This is a genomic window from Vibrio sp. Vb1166 (assembly GCF_033338695.1).
GTDB lineage: Bacteria > Pseudomonadota > Gammaproteobacteria > Enterobacterales > Vibrionaceae > Vibrio > Vibrio alginolyticus.
The window spans coordinates 261,477-276,590 of the sequence record NZ_JAWOTE010000004.1 but is presented as its reverse complement, the minus strand read 5'-3'; the positions used below and the strand labels follow the sequence as shown (position 1 = coordinate 276,590).

Here is a 15,114-nt window from a genome sequence, read left to right as displayed (position 1 = left end):
TAAAGTTCAAAAAATCCGTACCCGTTAGAAATGTAATTGCGGGCTTAACCAAGGTGGCAAGGTCTAAGAGAAATCTAGGAGAAAACCGTTTTATAGGCTTCGCCCGCGCCATCAATGAACATTTGAGTACCAATAACCGCTAGAATTAAGCCCATCATTTTAGTCACAACATTTAGAGCACTTGGTCCAACCGCTTTGACCAATTTGTCTCCAAATAAAAACAGTACATAGGTGATCACACAGAGGACAGCGAAAGAAACGATAGTAATAATGGTTTGATCGAAACCACCCGCTGTCGCAAAGTTCATCGCGGTAGCAATCGTTCCAGGCCCAGCTAATATTGGCATCGCCAGTGGAGACACTGCAATACTCAATGCCGCCCGTTGCTGAGCTGGTGAATACGCCTTCTCTTTGGTTTTCTGATGCGTCGAATCACCTTGAAGCATGTTAAAACCTATCAAAAACACCAAAATACCGCCTGTTATTCGCAATGCATAAAGCGTGATACCAAACAAATCAAAAATTAACTTACCGGCAATAGAAAATATCGCGATGATAATAAATGCAATAAAAACCGAGCGAAGCGCAATGGAACGGATGGTTTCTTTATCTTCATCAGCAGTTAAACTCAAAAAGATGGGAATATTGGCGATAGGGTTCATGATGGCAAAGAAGCCCATAAACACCGTAACTGTATGAACAATGAGTTCTTTCATATTTTCCACTGCATTTAAATTATTGATTCTAAAAACAGTATATACGCTCTCAAACAGAACGAGTGGTGTATTCTCGATTCGCCTTCACACTTATGCGCCAAGCATTGTTTTTCTTTTGAGATAGTTTACCGACTCATCAAATGTCGCTAAGGTGAGTCTTCAGCCTTTACACGTAACAGGGGATGTTAAGTCACCATGAACAGCACGATTCAAACAATTCTCAATCACCGCTCAATTCGAAAATTCACCTCACAACCGATTGAGAGCGAACAATTAGATGCCATTCTTCAAGCCGGCCTTGCGGCGTCCTCATCAAGCATGTTGCAAGTCGTTTCAATTATCCGCGTGACCGACAAAGAAAAACGTACGCTATTAGCTCAATATGCCGGAAATCAAGGGTACGTTGAAAGCGCGGCTGAGTTTTTGGTGTTTTGTATTGATTACCAGCGCCATGCCAGTATCAACCCAGATGTTCAAGCTGATTTTACCGAGTTAACGCTAATAGGCGCTGTAGACTCGGGGATCATGGCACAAAATTGCTTGCTTGCGGCGGAGTCGATGGGACTAGGAGGCGTGTATATTGGTGGTTTACGAAACAATGCCCCAAAAGTAGACGAATTATTAGGTTTACCTAAAAATACCGCCATTTTATTTGGTATGTGTCTTGGTCATCCAGATCAAGCCCCTGAAGTAAAACCTCGCCTACCTAAGCATGTCGTGGTGCATGAGAATCAGTATCAAGACCTAAACTTGGATGATATTCAGACGTATGACCAAACCATGCAAAACTACTATGCAAACCGTTCGAGCAATCAAAAACAGAGTACTTGGTCGCAAGAAGTCACCAGTAAACTGGCTGGCGAATCACGTCCGCACATCCTGCCTTACTTAAACAGAAAAGGGCTCACTAAAAGGTGATGACTACAATACGATAGGATCAAAAAAGGCCTCTGAAGAGGCCTTTAGAATTTATCAGCAAAAACTTGCTTAGTTACCGCCTGTCGCGCCAGTGCCTGGACCCGGTGGATCTTCAGGTTCAATTGGCTCACCGACTTCCGCATCTGGGATTTGTGGTACTTCAGGTTCGATATCTTCTAGTGGAGTGTCGTTATCAATAGCCTCTTGTACATCAGCAACAACTTTCTGAGTATCTTCAGCTGGAATCGTTACGTAGATAACATCACCCGAATCATTCTCAGGATAATTTGGGTTCGCCGCGATTACATCTTCTGTTATTGCTTTTGCAGCAACAGCTACAGCTTCAGGCGAAGCTGTTGGGTTCGCTTTGATGATATCTGATACAACGTTTGCTGTTGCAACTAGCTGAGTAGCAAGTGCGCTGTTACCACCCTCACTACCAAGTCCTGCTACTACAGATTCTGTATCACGAAGGATTTCGTCAACTGTTTTACCACTTGCATTGATATCGATACCCAAATTCTCGAATACTTTTTCAGCGATATCAGAAGAGTATACTTCACCATCTTTTAAAGAGTTAGCAACCAAAGTCGTAAATGGAGAGCCTGTTACCAATGAATCCGTCTGGGCTAGGCCTTGAGGGATTTTGTAGTCAGATGTAATAGGTTTACCATTTGACGCGTCTTTACTATCTTCTGTGTGCGTTAATACGAAAGCACAATCACCTGGCGCATTTACAACGTTGATATTTTCAAAACGCGCTTTACCAACCATACCTTCATAGTTTGTTGTATTTTCAATAGCGTCGTATGTCTCACCACCACATACTGCTTGAACTTTCATGCCGATAACAGCTGGGTCATAAGCCTGAACTGAGTATCTTTTTACCTCAGGATCGCTGTCACTACCACAACCTGCTAGTAGGACTGCTGCCACACTTGCCGTTAAAAGTTTGATTTTCAAAATTAGCTCCAATATTTGTTGTTATATCCGACCGCAACAGGAAGCATAACGGCAGTTGCATATAGTGTAAATAGGATGCATACAACTTTGGCATGAGTTTTTTCACATTCTTGCCTGTTTGCTTGTGCAAAATCATGCATTCATCTCAGTAACGTTAAATAGACACAATTTTGTCATGTATTCGTCAGTATTTTTTCAAGTAACTTGTTGCCTTTATTGCAACCAGATGGATAATAGTTGACTATTTTTTGTGGGTCGGATTTTCACACCTTCATTAATGAAACTAAGAGCTCTAAGTCGCTAGCAGCCATTTGGAGTGTTTATTACACAAATAATTCTGAATGGACTCGCTTTCTAAAGGCTTAAAACTGCAGTAAATCATCAATATTGATGAAATGCAGTTCAATTAGAATGAATCAATTTCAGTCGGCAAACTTTCTTTCGGTAGTTATAAACCAATGAACACATTTAATAAATTTTTGGGGATATCAGTACTTCCTATCCTTCTTACAGGGTGTACTTTGCCTGGTAGCCACCTTTCGGTCAGTGACAAAACAGTCATGAGCACTGAATCGAGTGATATAGAGTCTCAGGTTACCGTTTATCCCTTAACTTTGGAGCGCGTAACGTCTTTAAATTCAGTGGACCCTTTTTCAAAACCAAACCCAGAGTTAGATATTGAAATCGCAAAATATGAATACGAAGTAGGACCTGGCGATATCCTAAATATCACTATTTGGGATCACCCAGAGCTAACGATCCCAGCGGGCTCATACCGAAGCTCAGCCGAAGCGGGTAACTGGGTGCATTCGGATGGCACGATCTTCTACCCTTACATAGGTGTCGTACATGTTGAAGGCAAAAACGTACGTCAGATTCGTGCAGACATTGCAAGCCGCCTTGCAAAATACATTGAGAGCCCACAGGTCGATGTAAGCGTTGCGGCATTTCGCTCTAAAAAGACTTATGTAACTGGCGAAGTTAACAAGCCAGGACAACAACCAATTACAAACATCCCCCTTACACTTCTAGATGCTGTGAATAGAGCTGGCGGACTGGCTGCCGAGGCTGATTGGCGTAATGCGACACTGACACGCAATGGCGTTGTTGAAAACGTCTCTTTGTATGCTCTGATGCAACAAGGCGATTTAACTCAAAACCGCCTTCTAAAGCCTGGCGATATTGTTCATATTCCTCGAAACGATGCGCAAAAAGTATTTGTTATGGGCGAGGTTAACGATCCGAAATTACTCAAAATTGATCGTAGCGGCATGAGCCTTACTGAGGCTCTTAGCAGCGTTGGTGGTATCAGTGAAATCTCCGCAGATGCTACCGGTGTGTTTGTCATCAGACGTTCAAAAGAAGAAGCTAAAATGGCGGACATTTATCAGCTAGATGTTTCTGACGCTTCTGCTTTGGTGATTGGTACTGAGTTTGATCTCAACCCTTACGACATAGTCTATGTGACGGCTGCACCTGTTAGTCGTTGGAATCGTGTGATTGCTCAGCTCGTTCCAACCATTTCCGGCTTTAATGAACTAACCGAAGGTGTACTACGAGTACGCACTTGGCCGTAAAACAACGTGCCGCAAGAAAATTATCTCTTGCGGCACGTAATCGATAGCTACTCAGCTCAATTGCGCAATATAAAGAAGCCAGCAATTCAGTTGAGATCATAAGCATACAACTTAAAGTAGGGTAAGCATTTGTTTTCTAATATTCTTGTCGTCTGTGTCGGTAATATTTGCCGCTCTCCAACAGGAGAGCGGCTTTTGCAGTCTTTACTACCAAACAAACATGTCGCATCAGCAGGAATCGCAGTAGATAAGAGCCATCTAACGGGAAAAGCTGCTGACGAGATGGCAACCACTATCGCGAACGAACATGGCGTAAGCTTAGATGGACACGAAGCACGACAATTAACACCTGAGCTTTGCGCTCAATACGATCTGATATTGGTTATGGAAAAAGGTCATTTAGAAGCCTTAACCAAAATCGCTCCTGAGGCACGAGGTAAAACGATGCTGTTTGGACAGTGGATAAATGAACAAAACATCCCTGATCCATACAGACAAAGTAGAGAAGCTTTCGAACATGCATATACGCTTATAGAAAAAGCAGCAAAAGCGTGGTCTCAAAAACTATAAGCCGCAAGGCTAAATAAACGCCAATGGCAAGGTATTTAAGAAGTTAAAGTAATGACAACACAAACTATTAAGCAATCACGTCAAGCCGACGATGAGATCGATTTGGGAAAGTTATTTGGGATCATTCTCGATGCCAAATGGCTCATTCTATGTACCGTAGTCCTATTTTCAATTATAGGCGTCGGCGTTGCCATTCTATCAACACCTATCTATAAAGCTGACGCTCTTATCCAAATCGAAAGTAAGAGTTCAGGTGGTATTTCAGCGATGGTTGGTGATATGGGAGAGCTGTTTTCAGCAGAATCATCAGCGACAACAGAAATAGAGATCATCAAATCTCGTATGATCTTGGGCGGTACTGTTGATAAGTTCAACTTAACGACTGTCGTTTCTCCAAACTACATGCCAATTATTGGTAAAGGCCTAGCTCGACTACAAGGTGAGCAAATCAGTCTGAGCGTTTCACGATTTAATGCTCCTTCTTACGCAGTTGGCGTTCCTTTAACTCTTGAAGTTATTGATTCTGAAAAACAGATGTTCAGGCTCTTAGAAGATGACAATAACGTCATTTTAGAAGGTAAAGTTGGTGAACTGCTTGAGAAGAATGGATACCAGTTTTTGGCGACTGAACTTGTGGCTCAAACTGGTGACTCATTCACGGTCAGCAAAATCAGTAAATTAGATGCAATTAATAAACTTCAAGAAAACTTATCGATTAGCGAACGTGGTAAGCAAACCGGGATTATATCTTTAAGCTTCTCTGGTGAAGACCGAGCTAAGATTCAAGATATCTTGAACGACATTAGCCAAAACTACTTCTTACAAAACGTTCAAAGAAATTCTGCAGAGGCAGAGCAAAGCCTCGAGTTCTTGAAAGGTCACCTCCCAGACATCAAAACAAAACTGACCGCTTCTGAAGACGTTTTAAATCGGTTCCGTCAAGAAAATGAATCTATCGACTTAGGCCTTGAAGCTCAGTCAACGCTGAAAGTAATGGTTGAGTTAGAAGCACAGCTAAATGAGCTTACATTCAAAGAAAGTGAGATCAGCCAACGCTTCACACAGGATCACCCAGCTTATAAGTCGCTACTTGATAAACGTGAAACACTATTAAAAGAGAAAGAACGTCTTAATAAACAAGTTCAAAAGTTACCGAAAACACAGCGTGAAGTTCTACGTATGACACGCGATGTAGAAGTAAACCAACAAATCTACATCCAACTATTGAACAAGGTTCAAGAGCTCAACATTATTAAAGCCGGAACAGTTGGCAACGTTCGAATCTTAGATAACGCTCAATCTTTCTCTAAGCCAATTAAGCCGAAAAAAGCGCTTATCGTTGTGCTAGCAACACTGCTTGGCGGTATGGCAGGCGTTGCTTTCGTATTAATTCGTGCAGCATTCCACCGTGGTGTGGAAACACCAGATCAAATTGAACAGATTGGCATGCCAGTTTACGCAAGCGTTCCAAAATCTATTCAACAACTGGAATTTGCAAACAAGCTTAAGCGCAACAAAGGCAGCAACAATGAGCTAGTCCTTCTAGCGGAAGCTAACCCAGCCGATCTTTCCATTGAGGCTCTACGTAGTCTTCGCACTAGCTTGCACTTTGCAATGATGGAAGCGAAGAATAACGTTCTTATGATTTCAGGTCCTGCACCATCTATCGGCAAAACATTTGTATCGACCAACTTTGCGGCCGTCGCTGCGAAAACCGGTCAGAAAGTGCTGCTTATTGATGCGGATATGCGTAAAGGTTATTTGCAGCAATGCTTCGGTCTACGTTGGGACAACGGTCTTTCTGATTACTTGAGCGGTAAGACATCCCTTAGCAACATCATTAAATCTACATCCATTGATAATTTAGATGTTGTGACTCGCGGCCAAGTACCACCAAATCCGTCAGAACTTCTTATGCACCCTCGCTTCAAGAGCTTTGTTGACGAGATGTCTGCACAATACGATCTAGTCATCATCGATACACCGCCTGTACTCGCAGTTACCGACCCAAGCATTGTTGGCGCGCTTGCAGGAACAACTCTGATGGTCGCTCGTTTTGATCAAACGACTTTGAAGGAGATTGAAGTCGCGCAAGGTCGCTTCGAGCAATCAGGCGTTGAAGTTAAAGGTGTGATTCTCAATGCAGTTGAGAAAAAAGCATCTAACTCATACGGCTATGGATACGGCTACTATAACTACGCGTACAAAAGCGAATCATAACTTGAATTTAGATCGCTGATTAAACCAAATATGACAAAGCCCTGCTAGAAACAGCAGGGCTTTTTCTATTGCACTCTTAATTGCTTGTACGTAATCAAACTAAGCAAGACAAAGAATATTGGGTCACTCCAACCAAAACCGACAAATACTCCGATAATGCCGGCATAGGTAGTAATCACTGCCCCTAAGCCATTAGTAATCAATAATGCTTTAAACAGCTGTTTCGCAGTATGCCCTGATTCCACATTACGTAACATCAAACTCACCGCAGCGATTCCACCTAAAAAGATCGAAGTATGCTGCGATAAAAACAGCGCGTACTGGTCGTTAATTTGTACTCCATACATCGGCCACATTATGGTTGGTACAAAAAACAACGCAAAAGCGAATACCGTATATACGACAACATGAACGGTTAGAAAAGTGCGGTTGGTCATCATCTCCTTATCCTCTAATAGGCCCTTGATTGAGCGTCGTTAACGGCACATTGATATCGAAAATTTGACCTCGTACTTCGACTACGCCCATTTTTCGTAAGCGTGCGGCATGCATTTCGAGATACGCTTGCGCCGTGGCTTCATCTTCAAAAAGATAGATACCACCACCGAGTTTGTCTTTTTCGCTTTCCGTCCAGATTTTCCAAATCATGCCCGGCTCTTGGTTAATCGACTTAGCTAAGTCGACCAAAGCATTCGACATCTCTTCACCAAACGGACCATGAAATTCAAAATCAACTTGTAATAATTTCGCCATCTTGAGTCTCCTCTTCTTATTGACTCGTTTTCGATGACAAGATTATTACCTTTATAAAACTGACAGAAAAGTTCATAATTTCGCCATTAACTGTCTAAAAAATTGACTCATGAGACTAAAAACGACCTTAGAACAATGGCAAACGCTACAAGCGATTAATCAAGAAGGCAGCATTCAATCCGCAGCTTTACTGCTCAACAAGAGCCATACCACATTGATCTACTCGGTGAGGAAGTTAGAAGACCAACTTGGTATTCAACTTATCGAAGTACGAGGGCGCAAAGCGGGTTTGACAGAGCACGGCAAAACCATACTGCGTCGTGCACAATCCATGCTTGAACAAGCGCGGGAACTAGAAGTCATCAGCGAGCAGTTAAAAAGTGGGGTGGAATCTCAAATCACGGTCGCAATAGATCATCTTTGTGACCCTTGTTGGCTTTATGCACCACTCAGCCAATTTTTGGAGGACAACAACACGACCTCCGTTCAAGTGGTCGAAACGTCACTGAGCAAAACAACCGAAATGGTCGTAAATGAGCTCGCTGACATCGCAATCATCAACTTACCGATAACCAACTACCCTGCCGAAGCATTTGGCGTAACAACCATGCTGCCTGTAATCGCAGCACACCATCCACTCGCTAAAAAGCCGCATGTTTCCATCGACGATTTTGCAACCACCAGCCAAATTGTCATCCGTGACTTAGGTGATTCAGACAAAACGAAAAGAGATGTGGGTTGGTTACGCGCACGTCAGCGTATTACCGTCGATAACTTCGACCACGCTTTTCACGCCGTAGAGCAAGGCGCTGGACTTTGTCGGCTACCAGCGCACTTAGTCGCAGCCCGCAAGAGCGATAAAATTAAAGTATTGGAGATCGAACACTCCCATCAATATCAAGTTGCGCTGCACCTCACTTTACCCAAAGGAGCCAAAAGTGGTCCTGCGACTCAAGCGCTTTATCGTACTTTACTCAAAAGTGTAGAAACTCGAATCTAGCAACAGTGGTATTGAGTTGAATCGCTAGTGTTATCGCCTATTGATTCTCCCTAAATATAGAGAAACGGCCATTTTGTGACGCTACACTCTCACAAAAGGTTGCACGAAGGATAGCGACCACCTACTATCACTCTGCTCATGCCTAAAGCACCCAACACTCGCGGAAAGAACTCGGTTCACGGCAATATCCTCACCTGCTTGGTTTAGCAGGCACAATCTGTTTTTACCTTCTTTTTAGCTTCTATATAGGCGAGTGTGGAAGAGATAAGAAAGGTGAAATATGAACTCTACAAATAGCTTCTCGATCAATATCAATCAGCAAAAATCCATTGCTAAAAAAAGGCTCAAAGCTATCCGCCTATACGATGACGCCACGTTGGAGTTAGTTAAGCGATTTCACTCCAAACCAGAATCTTTGGCTCCCAATACAATTCAATTGGCTGACGTTCAACATGCACTCGCAAGAGAACTGGGCTTATCCAGTTGGAGTAAACTAAAAGCTCATGTCGAAGAGCTAGAAGCGCACAAACTAGCCATCAAAGAACAAAAACCGCCCCTAGATGCAAAAGTAAAAACGCTACACGTTCGTTGTGGCCACGACATTCAACAACAACTTAAAGCCAGCGGATTTGAAGGGACATTTTTAGCCCTGATCGATCCGCTTTGTATTGGCCCCATACCAGCAACACCACAGAACTTCCTTGCCATTCGTGCCCAATATGTCGTAGAGACTCTGCTGCCTGTGATGAAGCGTGAAGACTCGGTTCAAGATATAGTCACATTGGAACAATCAAACCTCGATCTGTTGCAAAGTGATGTATTTGAACGAATCGTCTTTTGGGTCGAACATGACAGCTATGATCAATTGATTCTAATTCGTACTCTAACACAGTTAGAGAATGTAGAGAATAAAGTGATAGAGATCATTGAGTTGAACCAGTTCCCGGGCACTGAGCGATTCATCGGCTTTGGGCAGTTGCCTGAAGAAGCTATTCGTTCTTGTTGGCGATACCGTAAACCTGTGACAGCAAAATTATTCAGTCAGGCTAAACGGTGTTGGCACGCTATTACATCACCGACACCTATTTCCATAGTTAATTTGATTCAGCAGCATAACCTGGATTGCTTGCCCAATATACTCGACGTGCTTAAACGCCATTTGCAAGAGTTACCTAATTCACAAACTGGATTGAGCTTGACACAACACCTCGCACTAAAGGTTTTGAACTCGCAAAATCGTTCAATTCCCATCAAAGATTGGTTTGAGCAATATCAACAACTAGAACCTCTTCCTTACCTAGGAGACGTGATGTTTTACGCGTTACTCCTCCCTCTAGCACAGTGTCAAACACCTTTGATCACGATTGAGTCACGTGAAAGGCACTGGTGGGAACAAAGCGTCCGTATCACTGAGGCTGGCAAGCAGTGTTTGGAGGGTTTAATACGAGCGAAACAATGCTATTGGGTTGGAGGGATTAAAAATACCAGTCAAAGTTATTGGAGCTGGGATCACCTCCAACTAACTACACTTGCCAACCATCATTGAGTTGACAAATATGAAAGCATAAAAGGTTCGTTGGCTCTGATGAACACTCAATACTAAAGTATCGCTAAAGAAGCGACCGCTAGTCTGAATACAACTTAAATAGTTATGCAGAAATGCATCCACTCAAAGAGAGTATGCACTCTATCTCTTATTAAAATTTATTGTAAATCCTCTTTGTTATCGGTTGTATATTCGATAAAAGTGTTAAAATACAAACTTTTCACCCGACCAATTCGTTAATATTTGGTTAAAATCCCATTTTTATTAGTGATAAAGTTCACATCTATTAACCATTTAGAGAATTATTCTTTCGTATTTTCTCACTCCGCTGCTAATCTGCTCGCCGCTTTGAAGTGAACTCAAGGTGCATAACTATAAGGAGTGTTCTCATGAATACCAAGAAACCGATGTCGCTTACCAGCCGCGTAATTTTAGGTATGGTTGCGGGTATCTTGACAGGATTTGCAATTCGCACACTTTTTGCCGACAACGGATTTGTCGACGCATACATTGTTAATGGATTATTCGAAGTTGGTGGACAGATCTTCGTTGCCAGCTTAAAAATGCTTGTTGTACCGCTAGTATTTGTTTCGTTAGTTTGTGGTACTAGCTCTCTCAAAGACCTCTCTACACTGGGTCGCATGGGCGGTAAAACCCTCGCTTTCTACGTTACGACAACGGCTATCGCGATTACGCTTGCTCTAACTATGGGTACTCTATTCCAGCCAGGGGCAGGGGCAGATCTAACGGCAGCAAGTTCATTCAAATCAGCCGAAGCGCCATCTTTAGGTCAGGTGATCATCGATATGTTCCCGACCAACCCAATCAGCGCAATGGCAGAAGGTAAAACTCTGCAAGTTATCGTGTTCGCCGTGCTATTCGGTATCGCGATCAGTGCAGCGGGTAAACCAGGCGAACGCATCGCAGCATTCTTCTCTGATCTGAATGAAGTGATCATGAAACTGGTCGCGATTTTGATGAACTTGGCGCCTTATGGAGTGTTCTTCTTAATGGCGAAGCTATTTACTGGTCTTGGTCTGGGCGCGATCGTCAATCTGGCAGAGTACTTCTTAGTACTGACTGGTACGCTTGTCCTACACGGTCTAGTTACTTACAGCTTAATGTTAAAAGGTTTCACAGGTCTAAACCCAATTACGTTCCTACGCAAGATGGAAGACGCGATCATGTTTGCTTTTTCTACAGCATCATCGAACGCGACGATTCCAGTGACAATGGAAACAGCAAAGCACCGCATGGGTGTTGAGAACCGTGTATCATCGTTCACTGTACCACTTGGTGCAACCGTGAACATGGACGGTACGGCGATCATGCAAGGCGTAGCAACTGCGTTTATTGCTCAAGCTTTCAATATTGATTTAACTATGGGCGATTACCTAATGGTTATCATGACGGCAACTCTGGCGTCTATCGGTACCGCAGGTGTTCCTGGTGTGGGTCTAGTAATGTTGGCAATGGTATTGAACCAAGTAGGCCTGCCTCTAGAGGGTATTGCACTTATCATGGGTGTTGACCGTCTTCTTGATATGATTCGTACCGCGGTAAATATCACTGGTGATAGTGCTGTGACCGTCATCGTTGCGAAATCAGAAGGTGCATTGGATGAAGCTCGCTTCAACGACCCAATGGCAGGCGTAGCCGAAGAAGAAGTGCACCTGAAACGCGCTGACGCCTAAATCGTTCTACGATTACCATCCTGAAATTATATAGTCCTGTCTAAAAGAAAACCCCGATGGAAACATCGGGGCTTTTGTTTTCTCCGCGTCTAGAAATGCTCTTTCTAATCCACCATCGAATTCAGCTTTTCTCTCGCTTGTTCTTCATGCTCGTCGGTGATGGCATTGCCGACCGAGTTCGCCGCCAGAGTCAGTGCCGCCATATCATCAGTAAAGCCGACGCCTGCTAGTACGTCTGGCACCATATCAGTTGGTAGGACGAAGTAAGCCAGCGCGCCACCTAGTATAGCCTTGTGGCGAACTGAGGTGTTGGAATCTGCCATCGCGAGCCATGATTTTATGCCCATTACGGCAATTTCTTCACCCGCTTTCTTAACCGACCCTTTCATTTTTCGCCAGAATGTTTTCTCATCTGGCGCTTGCATCGTTTGATCTTTGGCGTCTTTCGGCGCCGATTTTACAGACATTGTTGTGCTCATCGTTGCCTCCGAAATTTATGACTGTGGCCAACATATTAATAAATCGAACCTGAACGCAAGATTAATAACAAGAAATGATAGTAAAGTGAAACAAAAACACAGATAGAAAAATCCCCAAACCGAAGTCTGGGGATCGTGATGTTGGGAACTAAGTTGCCGAGGGCGCTACTGAGCTATCTTCTCCAGTACACGCATCAGCATTTTGATACGTGGTTCGATAGACTCAAGCAACAAGTACTCTTGGTCACTGTGGAAACCTGCACCGATAGGTCCTAGACCATCCAAAGTTGGAATGCCAAGAATTGCCGTATTGTTTGCATCAGAGCCGCCACCCACTTCTTTCCAGTTGATGTCGATAGCCAGTTCACTTGCGGCTTCTTCAACTAATGCCATCAGGCTTTCCGTTTGCGCACTTGGCACCATAGAAGGTTTGTAAGCTTCACGAACCAACTCGATACTCACACCATCAACGAATGGTGTTTCCAGCATGCCGTTTAGCTTGCTGTCGACATCATCGTATTCTTCGTTGCTCCAGAAACGTACATCCACGATCGCTTCAGCGTGCTCAGGGACGATGTTCGCACCGTTGCCGCCAGAAATAATACCGACGTTCAGAGTAGTACCAGATTCAAAGTTGGTCATTGCATTGACTGCGAGAATCCAATTCGCCATCTCAGTGATTGCGCTGCGACCGTTTTCTGGCTCGTTACCTGCGTGAGCAGCAACGCCATTAAAGGTCATTTTGTAGCGAGCCATGCCTTTGCGCGCTTTCACTAAACCGCCATCTGCACGTGCTGCTTCTGCAACCAGTACATTCTTAGCGTTTTTCGCTACTGATTGAATCCAATCCACAGAGTCCAGAGAGCCCGTCTCTTCATCTGGGTTCATGCAGATAGCGATAGACAACTTATCCAACACCGCTTGGTCTAGATTGCGCATCGCGTATACGATGTTCAGCAAGCCAGATTTCATGTCCGAGACGCCCGGACCGTAAGCTTTCTCTGCATCTTGAGACATTGGACGAAGCTCAGCAGTACCCACAGGGAACACGGTATCCATATGACCAATCAGCATCACGTCGATTTGCTCAGCTTCCGGCTTATTTCGAACTTCAAGACCGATGCCCGCTCTGCCACAGTCAATGCGTTTTACGCTCCAACCTGACATCGCTTGGTACTTCTCTTCAAATTGAGAAGCGATGTACTCGATACCATCAGTGGTGTAAGTACCACAATCCACATTCATTAGCGGACGTAGCTCTTCTAGATATTCATTTAGAGAGAATTGCATAACTCACTCCTAGACAAACAGATTCATCACCAGCATTGCGCCAAACGCGTTCAATACTGAGATTGCAATCATAACTGGGATATAACGACCTTCAGTGCCGATTGGGCCCATGATACGACCCATGTACTGAACTTGAGAGCCCATTAGGTAGATAGCAGGCGCAAGAATCGCAATGTGCGTACCGTTCAGGATACCTTGGTCAAATAGCGTAATAACTACGCCCACCGCGCCACCCATCGACATCCAAGCACCGATCAATACCGCTGCTGCTTCACCCGGAAGACCAAACACCGCCATGATTGGAGAGAACACCGTGCCCATCAGATCCAGTGCTCCCGTGATTTGTAGCGCTTTGATGATAACAAACGCCATCAATACGTTAGGCACCGTAGAGGTAGTCGCAATCACCCAACCTTTCTTAGCACCTTCGACGAAGATATCCGTCACCATTGGTTTTTTCGCTTTAACGTCACCCATTATGCCGTCTCCTCTTTTAAGTTCCCTGATTTGTTTTGGTCTTGCTTGTCTTCTTTACCTTCCGTCATGTTCAGGTAGATACGGAACAGGTTCGCGCCGATGATCTTAAATGCGAACATCACCACAACTGCTAAACCAATAGAAGACGTTACTGCTAGAGAGCCGTCAGCCATCGTCAGTGTGAACAGCACAGCACCCGATGAGAAGAAGTTCACGATGGTTGCACCTGCAGTGAACTGGAACATGGTAAATACGTCCGTTTCACGCTTAGTTAGGTGACCTTCATCTTTTAGCTGACGCGTCATTGCCGCACCTGCATCGGTACTTTGTAGAGAAGCAATTAAAGCCAGACCAGAGTTACCAGGGATGCCCATTAGAGGACGTAGAAGAGGAGTAAGAAGCTTACGAGCTGCTTCAAGTGCACCGTAGTGCTCAAGTACGTTGATCATACCTAATGCGAACATAACGGTTGGAATCAAAGTAAGTGCGAAAATGAAACCGTCACGAGCACCGCTACCGCCAGTACCACGGAAAGATGTGGTCGCAGCTTGTACCTCGCCATCCGCACCTTCCGTTACGCCGTAAGCCACTTTACCGAAAGAGCCATTAAGCGTTGTAAAATCGAATACACCGTACCATTCGCTAGATTGCATCAGGCCAGAAAAGAACACAACCGCAAACGCCAGAGCAACGTAGCACCCCAGTGTAACTTTACGCTCAGTTTGAACAGGAATTTTCATAACATTACCTACACATGTGGAACTTAACACATATGTTCACCTGAATAATGTGCTAGAGAGATGATCAAAATCAATCCGCCTGCCGAACATTATCGCGACTCAGTTATGAAGTTTTGTTTTATGATTCCAATCACAATTGAAAGATAATAAAAATTTGTGCTAACAATTAGG

Annotated in this window: 15 protein-coding genes; 7 read left to right on the top strand and 8 right to left on the bottom strand. The window is 44.0% G+C overall.

The genetic code is table 11. The features are described 5' to 3' along the window. Positions 1-74: 74 nt before the first annotated feature. Entirely contained in the window at positions 75-716 is a 642-nt protein-coding gene (locus R7E51_RS07055) for a MarC family protein (RefSeq protein ID WP_005374889.1), read from the bottom strand. A gap of 195 nt (positions 717-911) precedes the next feature. On the opposite strand from R7E51_RS07055, the gene nfsA reads away from it, so the two are divergent. Continuing rightward, positions 912-1,634, top strand: a complete 723-nt coding sequence (nfsA, locus tag R7E51_RS07050) for an oxygen-insensitive NADPH nitroreductase (protein ID WP_053307959.1) — start codon at positions 912-914, stop codon at positions 1,632-1,634. Positions 1,635-1,703: 69 nt separating this feature from the next. On the opposite strand, the gene R7E51_RS07045 is transcribed toward nfsA, so the two are convergent. Continuing rightward, entirely contained in the window at positions 1,704-2,597 is an 894-nt protein-coding gene (locus R7E51_RS07045) for a hypothetical protein (protein WP_017820140.1), read from the bottom strand. A gap of 458 nt (positions 2,598-3,055) precedes the next feature. On the opposite strand from R7E51_RS07045, the gene R7E51_RS07040 reads away from it, so the two are divergent. The 3 genes from R7E51_RS07040 (at position 3,056) to R7E51_RS07030 (ending at position 6,964) form a co-directional block, all read left to right on the top strand. Next, positions 3,056-4,174, top strand: coding sequence for a polysaccharide export protein (locus R7E51_RS07040; protein ID WP_017820139.1), 1,119 nt, complete (start codon positions 3,056-3,058; stop codon positions 4,172-4,174). A gap of 129 nt (positions 4,175-4,303) precedes the next feature. Beyond that, positions 4,304-4,744 carry an arsenate reductase/protein-tyrosine-phosphatase family protein gene (locus R7E51_RS07035; RefSeq protein WP_017820138.1) on the top strand — a complete coding sequence of 147 codons (441 nt, stop codon included), beginning with the start codon at positions 4,304-4,306 and terminating at the stop codon, positions 4,742-4,744. 51 nt (positions 4,745-4,795) lie between these two features. Beyond that, positions 4,796-6,964: a polysaccharide biosynthesis tyrosine autokinase gene (locus R7E51_RS07030; protein WP_176311351.1), complete on the top strand. Its 2,169-nt coding sequence runs from the start codon at positions 4,796-4,798 to the stop codon at positions 6,962-6,964. 65 nt (positions 6,965-7,029) lie between these two features. Here the strand turns inward: R7E51_RS07030 and R7E51_RS07025 are convergent, their stop codons facing one another. Together R7E51_RS07025 and R7E51_RS07020 are read right to left on the bottom strand one after the other, a co-directional pair. Then, the gene (locus tag R7E51_RS07025; protein WP_206957660.1) at positions 7,030-7,401 is read right to left on the bottom strand and encodes a hypothetical protein; all 372 of its coding nucleotides are present in this window, start codon (positions 7,399-7,401) and stop codon (positions 7,030-7,032) included. Between the two features lie 7 nt (positions 7,402-7,408). Next, positions 7,409-7,717, bottom strand: coding sequence for a monooxygenase (locus tag R7E51_RS07020; protein WP_171344800.1), 309 nt, complete (start codon positions 7,715-7,717; stop codon positions 7,409-7,411). A 109-nt stretch (positions 7,718-7,826) separates the two neighbouring features. On the opposite strand from R7E51_RS07020, the gene R7E51_RS07015 reads away from it, so the two are divergent. From R7E51_RS07015 to R7E51_RS07005, 3 genes are all read left to right on the top strand, one after another. Further along, the gene (locus R7E51_RS07015; protein ID WP_206957639.1) at positions 7,827-8,717 is read left to right on the top strand and encodes a LysR family transcriptional regulator; all 891 of its coding nucleotides are present in this window, start codon (positions 7,827-7,829) and stop codon (positions 8,715-8,717) included. Between the two features lie 280 nt (positions 8,718-8,997). Further along, a complete protein-coding gene (locus tag R7E51_RS07010) occupies positions 8,998-10,263 on the top strand; it encodes a DUF1835 domain-containing protein (RefSeq protein ID WP_206957638.1) in 1,266 nt (421 codons plus the stop codon). A gap of 389 nt (positions 10,264-10,652) precedes the next feature. Further along, positions 10,653-11,957, top strand: a complete 1,305-nt coding sequence (locus R7E51_RS07005; RefSeq protein WP_206957637.1) for a dicarboxylate/amino acid:cation symporter — start codon at positions 10,653-10,655, stop codon at positions 11,955-11,957. Positions 11,958-12,061: 104 nt separating this feature from the next. On the opposite strand, the gene R7E51_RS07000 is transcribed toward R7E51_RS07005, so the two are convergent. The 4 genes from R7E51_RS07000 to R7E51_RS06985 all read right to left on the bottom strand — a co-directional run bounded on the left by R7E51_RS07000 (position 12,062) and on the right by R7E51_RS06985 (position 14,943). Beyond that, positions 12,062-12,436 carry a YkvA family protein gene (locus tag R7E51_RS07000; RefSeq protein WP_206957636.1) on the bottom strand — a complete coding sequence of 125 codons (375 nt, stop codon included), beginning with the start codon at positions 12,434-12,436 and terminating at the stop codon, positions 12,062-12,064. Positions 12,437-12,601: 165 nt separating this feature from the next. After that, positions 12,602-13,726, bottom strand: coding sequence for a M20 family metallopeptidase (locus R7E51_RS06995; RefSeq protein WP_042522182.1), 1,125 nt, complete (start codon positions 13,724-13,726; stop codon positions 12,602-12,604). A 9-nt stretch (positions 13,727-13,735) separates the two neighbouring features. Next, positions 13,736-14,203, bottom strand: a complete 468-nt coding sequence (locus R7E51_RS06990) for a YjiG family protein (RefSeq protein WP_005374849.1) — start codon at positions 14,201-14,203, stop codon at positions 13,736-13,738. After that, positions 14,203-14,943 (bottom strand): nucleoside recognition domain-containing protein, encoded by a 741-nt coding sequence (locus R7E51_RS06985; protein WP_025768634.1) that lies wholly within the window; start codon positions 14,941-14,943, stop codon positions 14,203-14,205. Before R7E51_RS06985 ends, R7E51_RS06990 begins: the two co-directional genes overlap by 1 nt. Positions 14,944-15,114: the final 171 nt, after the last annotated feature.

Coding starts and splice junctions, on each gene's coding strand:
- R7E51_RS06990 (WP_005374849.1), bottom strand. CDS start 14,203: ATGGGTGACGTTAAAGCGAAAAAACCAATGGTGACGGATATCTTCGTC.
- R7E51_RS07010 (WP_206957638.1), top strand. CDS start 8,998: ATGAACTCTACAAATAGCTTCTCGATCAATATCAATCAGCAAAAATCC.
- R7E51_RS07030 (WP_176311351.1), top strand. CDS start 4,796: ATGACAACACAAACTATTAAGCAATCACGTCAAGCCGACGATGAGATC.
- R7E51_RS06995 (WP_042522182.1), bottom strand. CDS start 13,726: ATGCAATTCTCTCTAAATGAATATCTAGAAGAGCTACGTCCGCTAATG.
- R7E51_RS07055 (WP_005374889.1), bottom strand. CDS start 716: ATGAAAGAACTCATTGTTCATACAGTTACGGTGTTTATGGGCTTCTTT.
- R7E51_RS07000 (WP_206957636.1), bottom strand. CDS start 12,436: ATGAGCACAACAATGTCTGTAAAATCGGCGCCGAAAGACGCCAAAGAT.
- R7E51_RS06985 (WP_025768634.1), bottom strand. CDS start 14,943: ATGAAAATTCCTGTTCAAACTGAGCGTAAAGTTACACTGGGGTGCTAC.
- R7E51_RS07025 (WP_206957660.1), bottom strand. CDS start 7,401: ATGACCAACCGCACTTTTCTAACCGTTCATGTTGTCGTATATACGGTA.
- R7E51_RS07040 (WP_017820139.1), top strand. CDS start 3,056: ATGAACACATTTAATAAATTTTTGGGGATATCAGTACTTCCTATCCTT.
- R7E51_RS07015 (WP_206957639.1), top strand. CDS start 7,827: ATGAGACTAAAAACGACCTTAGAACAATGGCAAACGCTACAAGCGATT.
- R7E51_RS07005 (WP_206957637.1), top strand. CDS start 10,653: ATGAATACCAAGAAACCGATGTCGCTTACCAGCCGCGTAATTTTAGGT.
- R7E51_RS07020 (WP_171344800.1), bottom strand. CDS start 7,717: ATGGCGAAATTATTACAAGTTGATTTTGAATTTCATGGTCCGTTTGGT.
- nfsA (WP_053307959.1), top strand. CDS start 912: ATGAACAGCACGATTCAAACAATTCTCAATCACCGCTCAATTCGAAAA.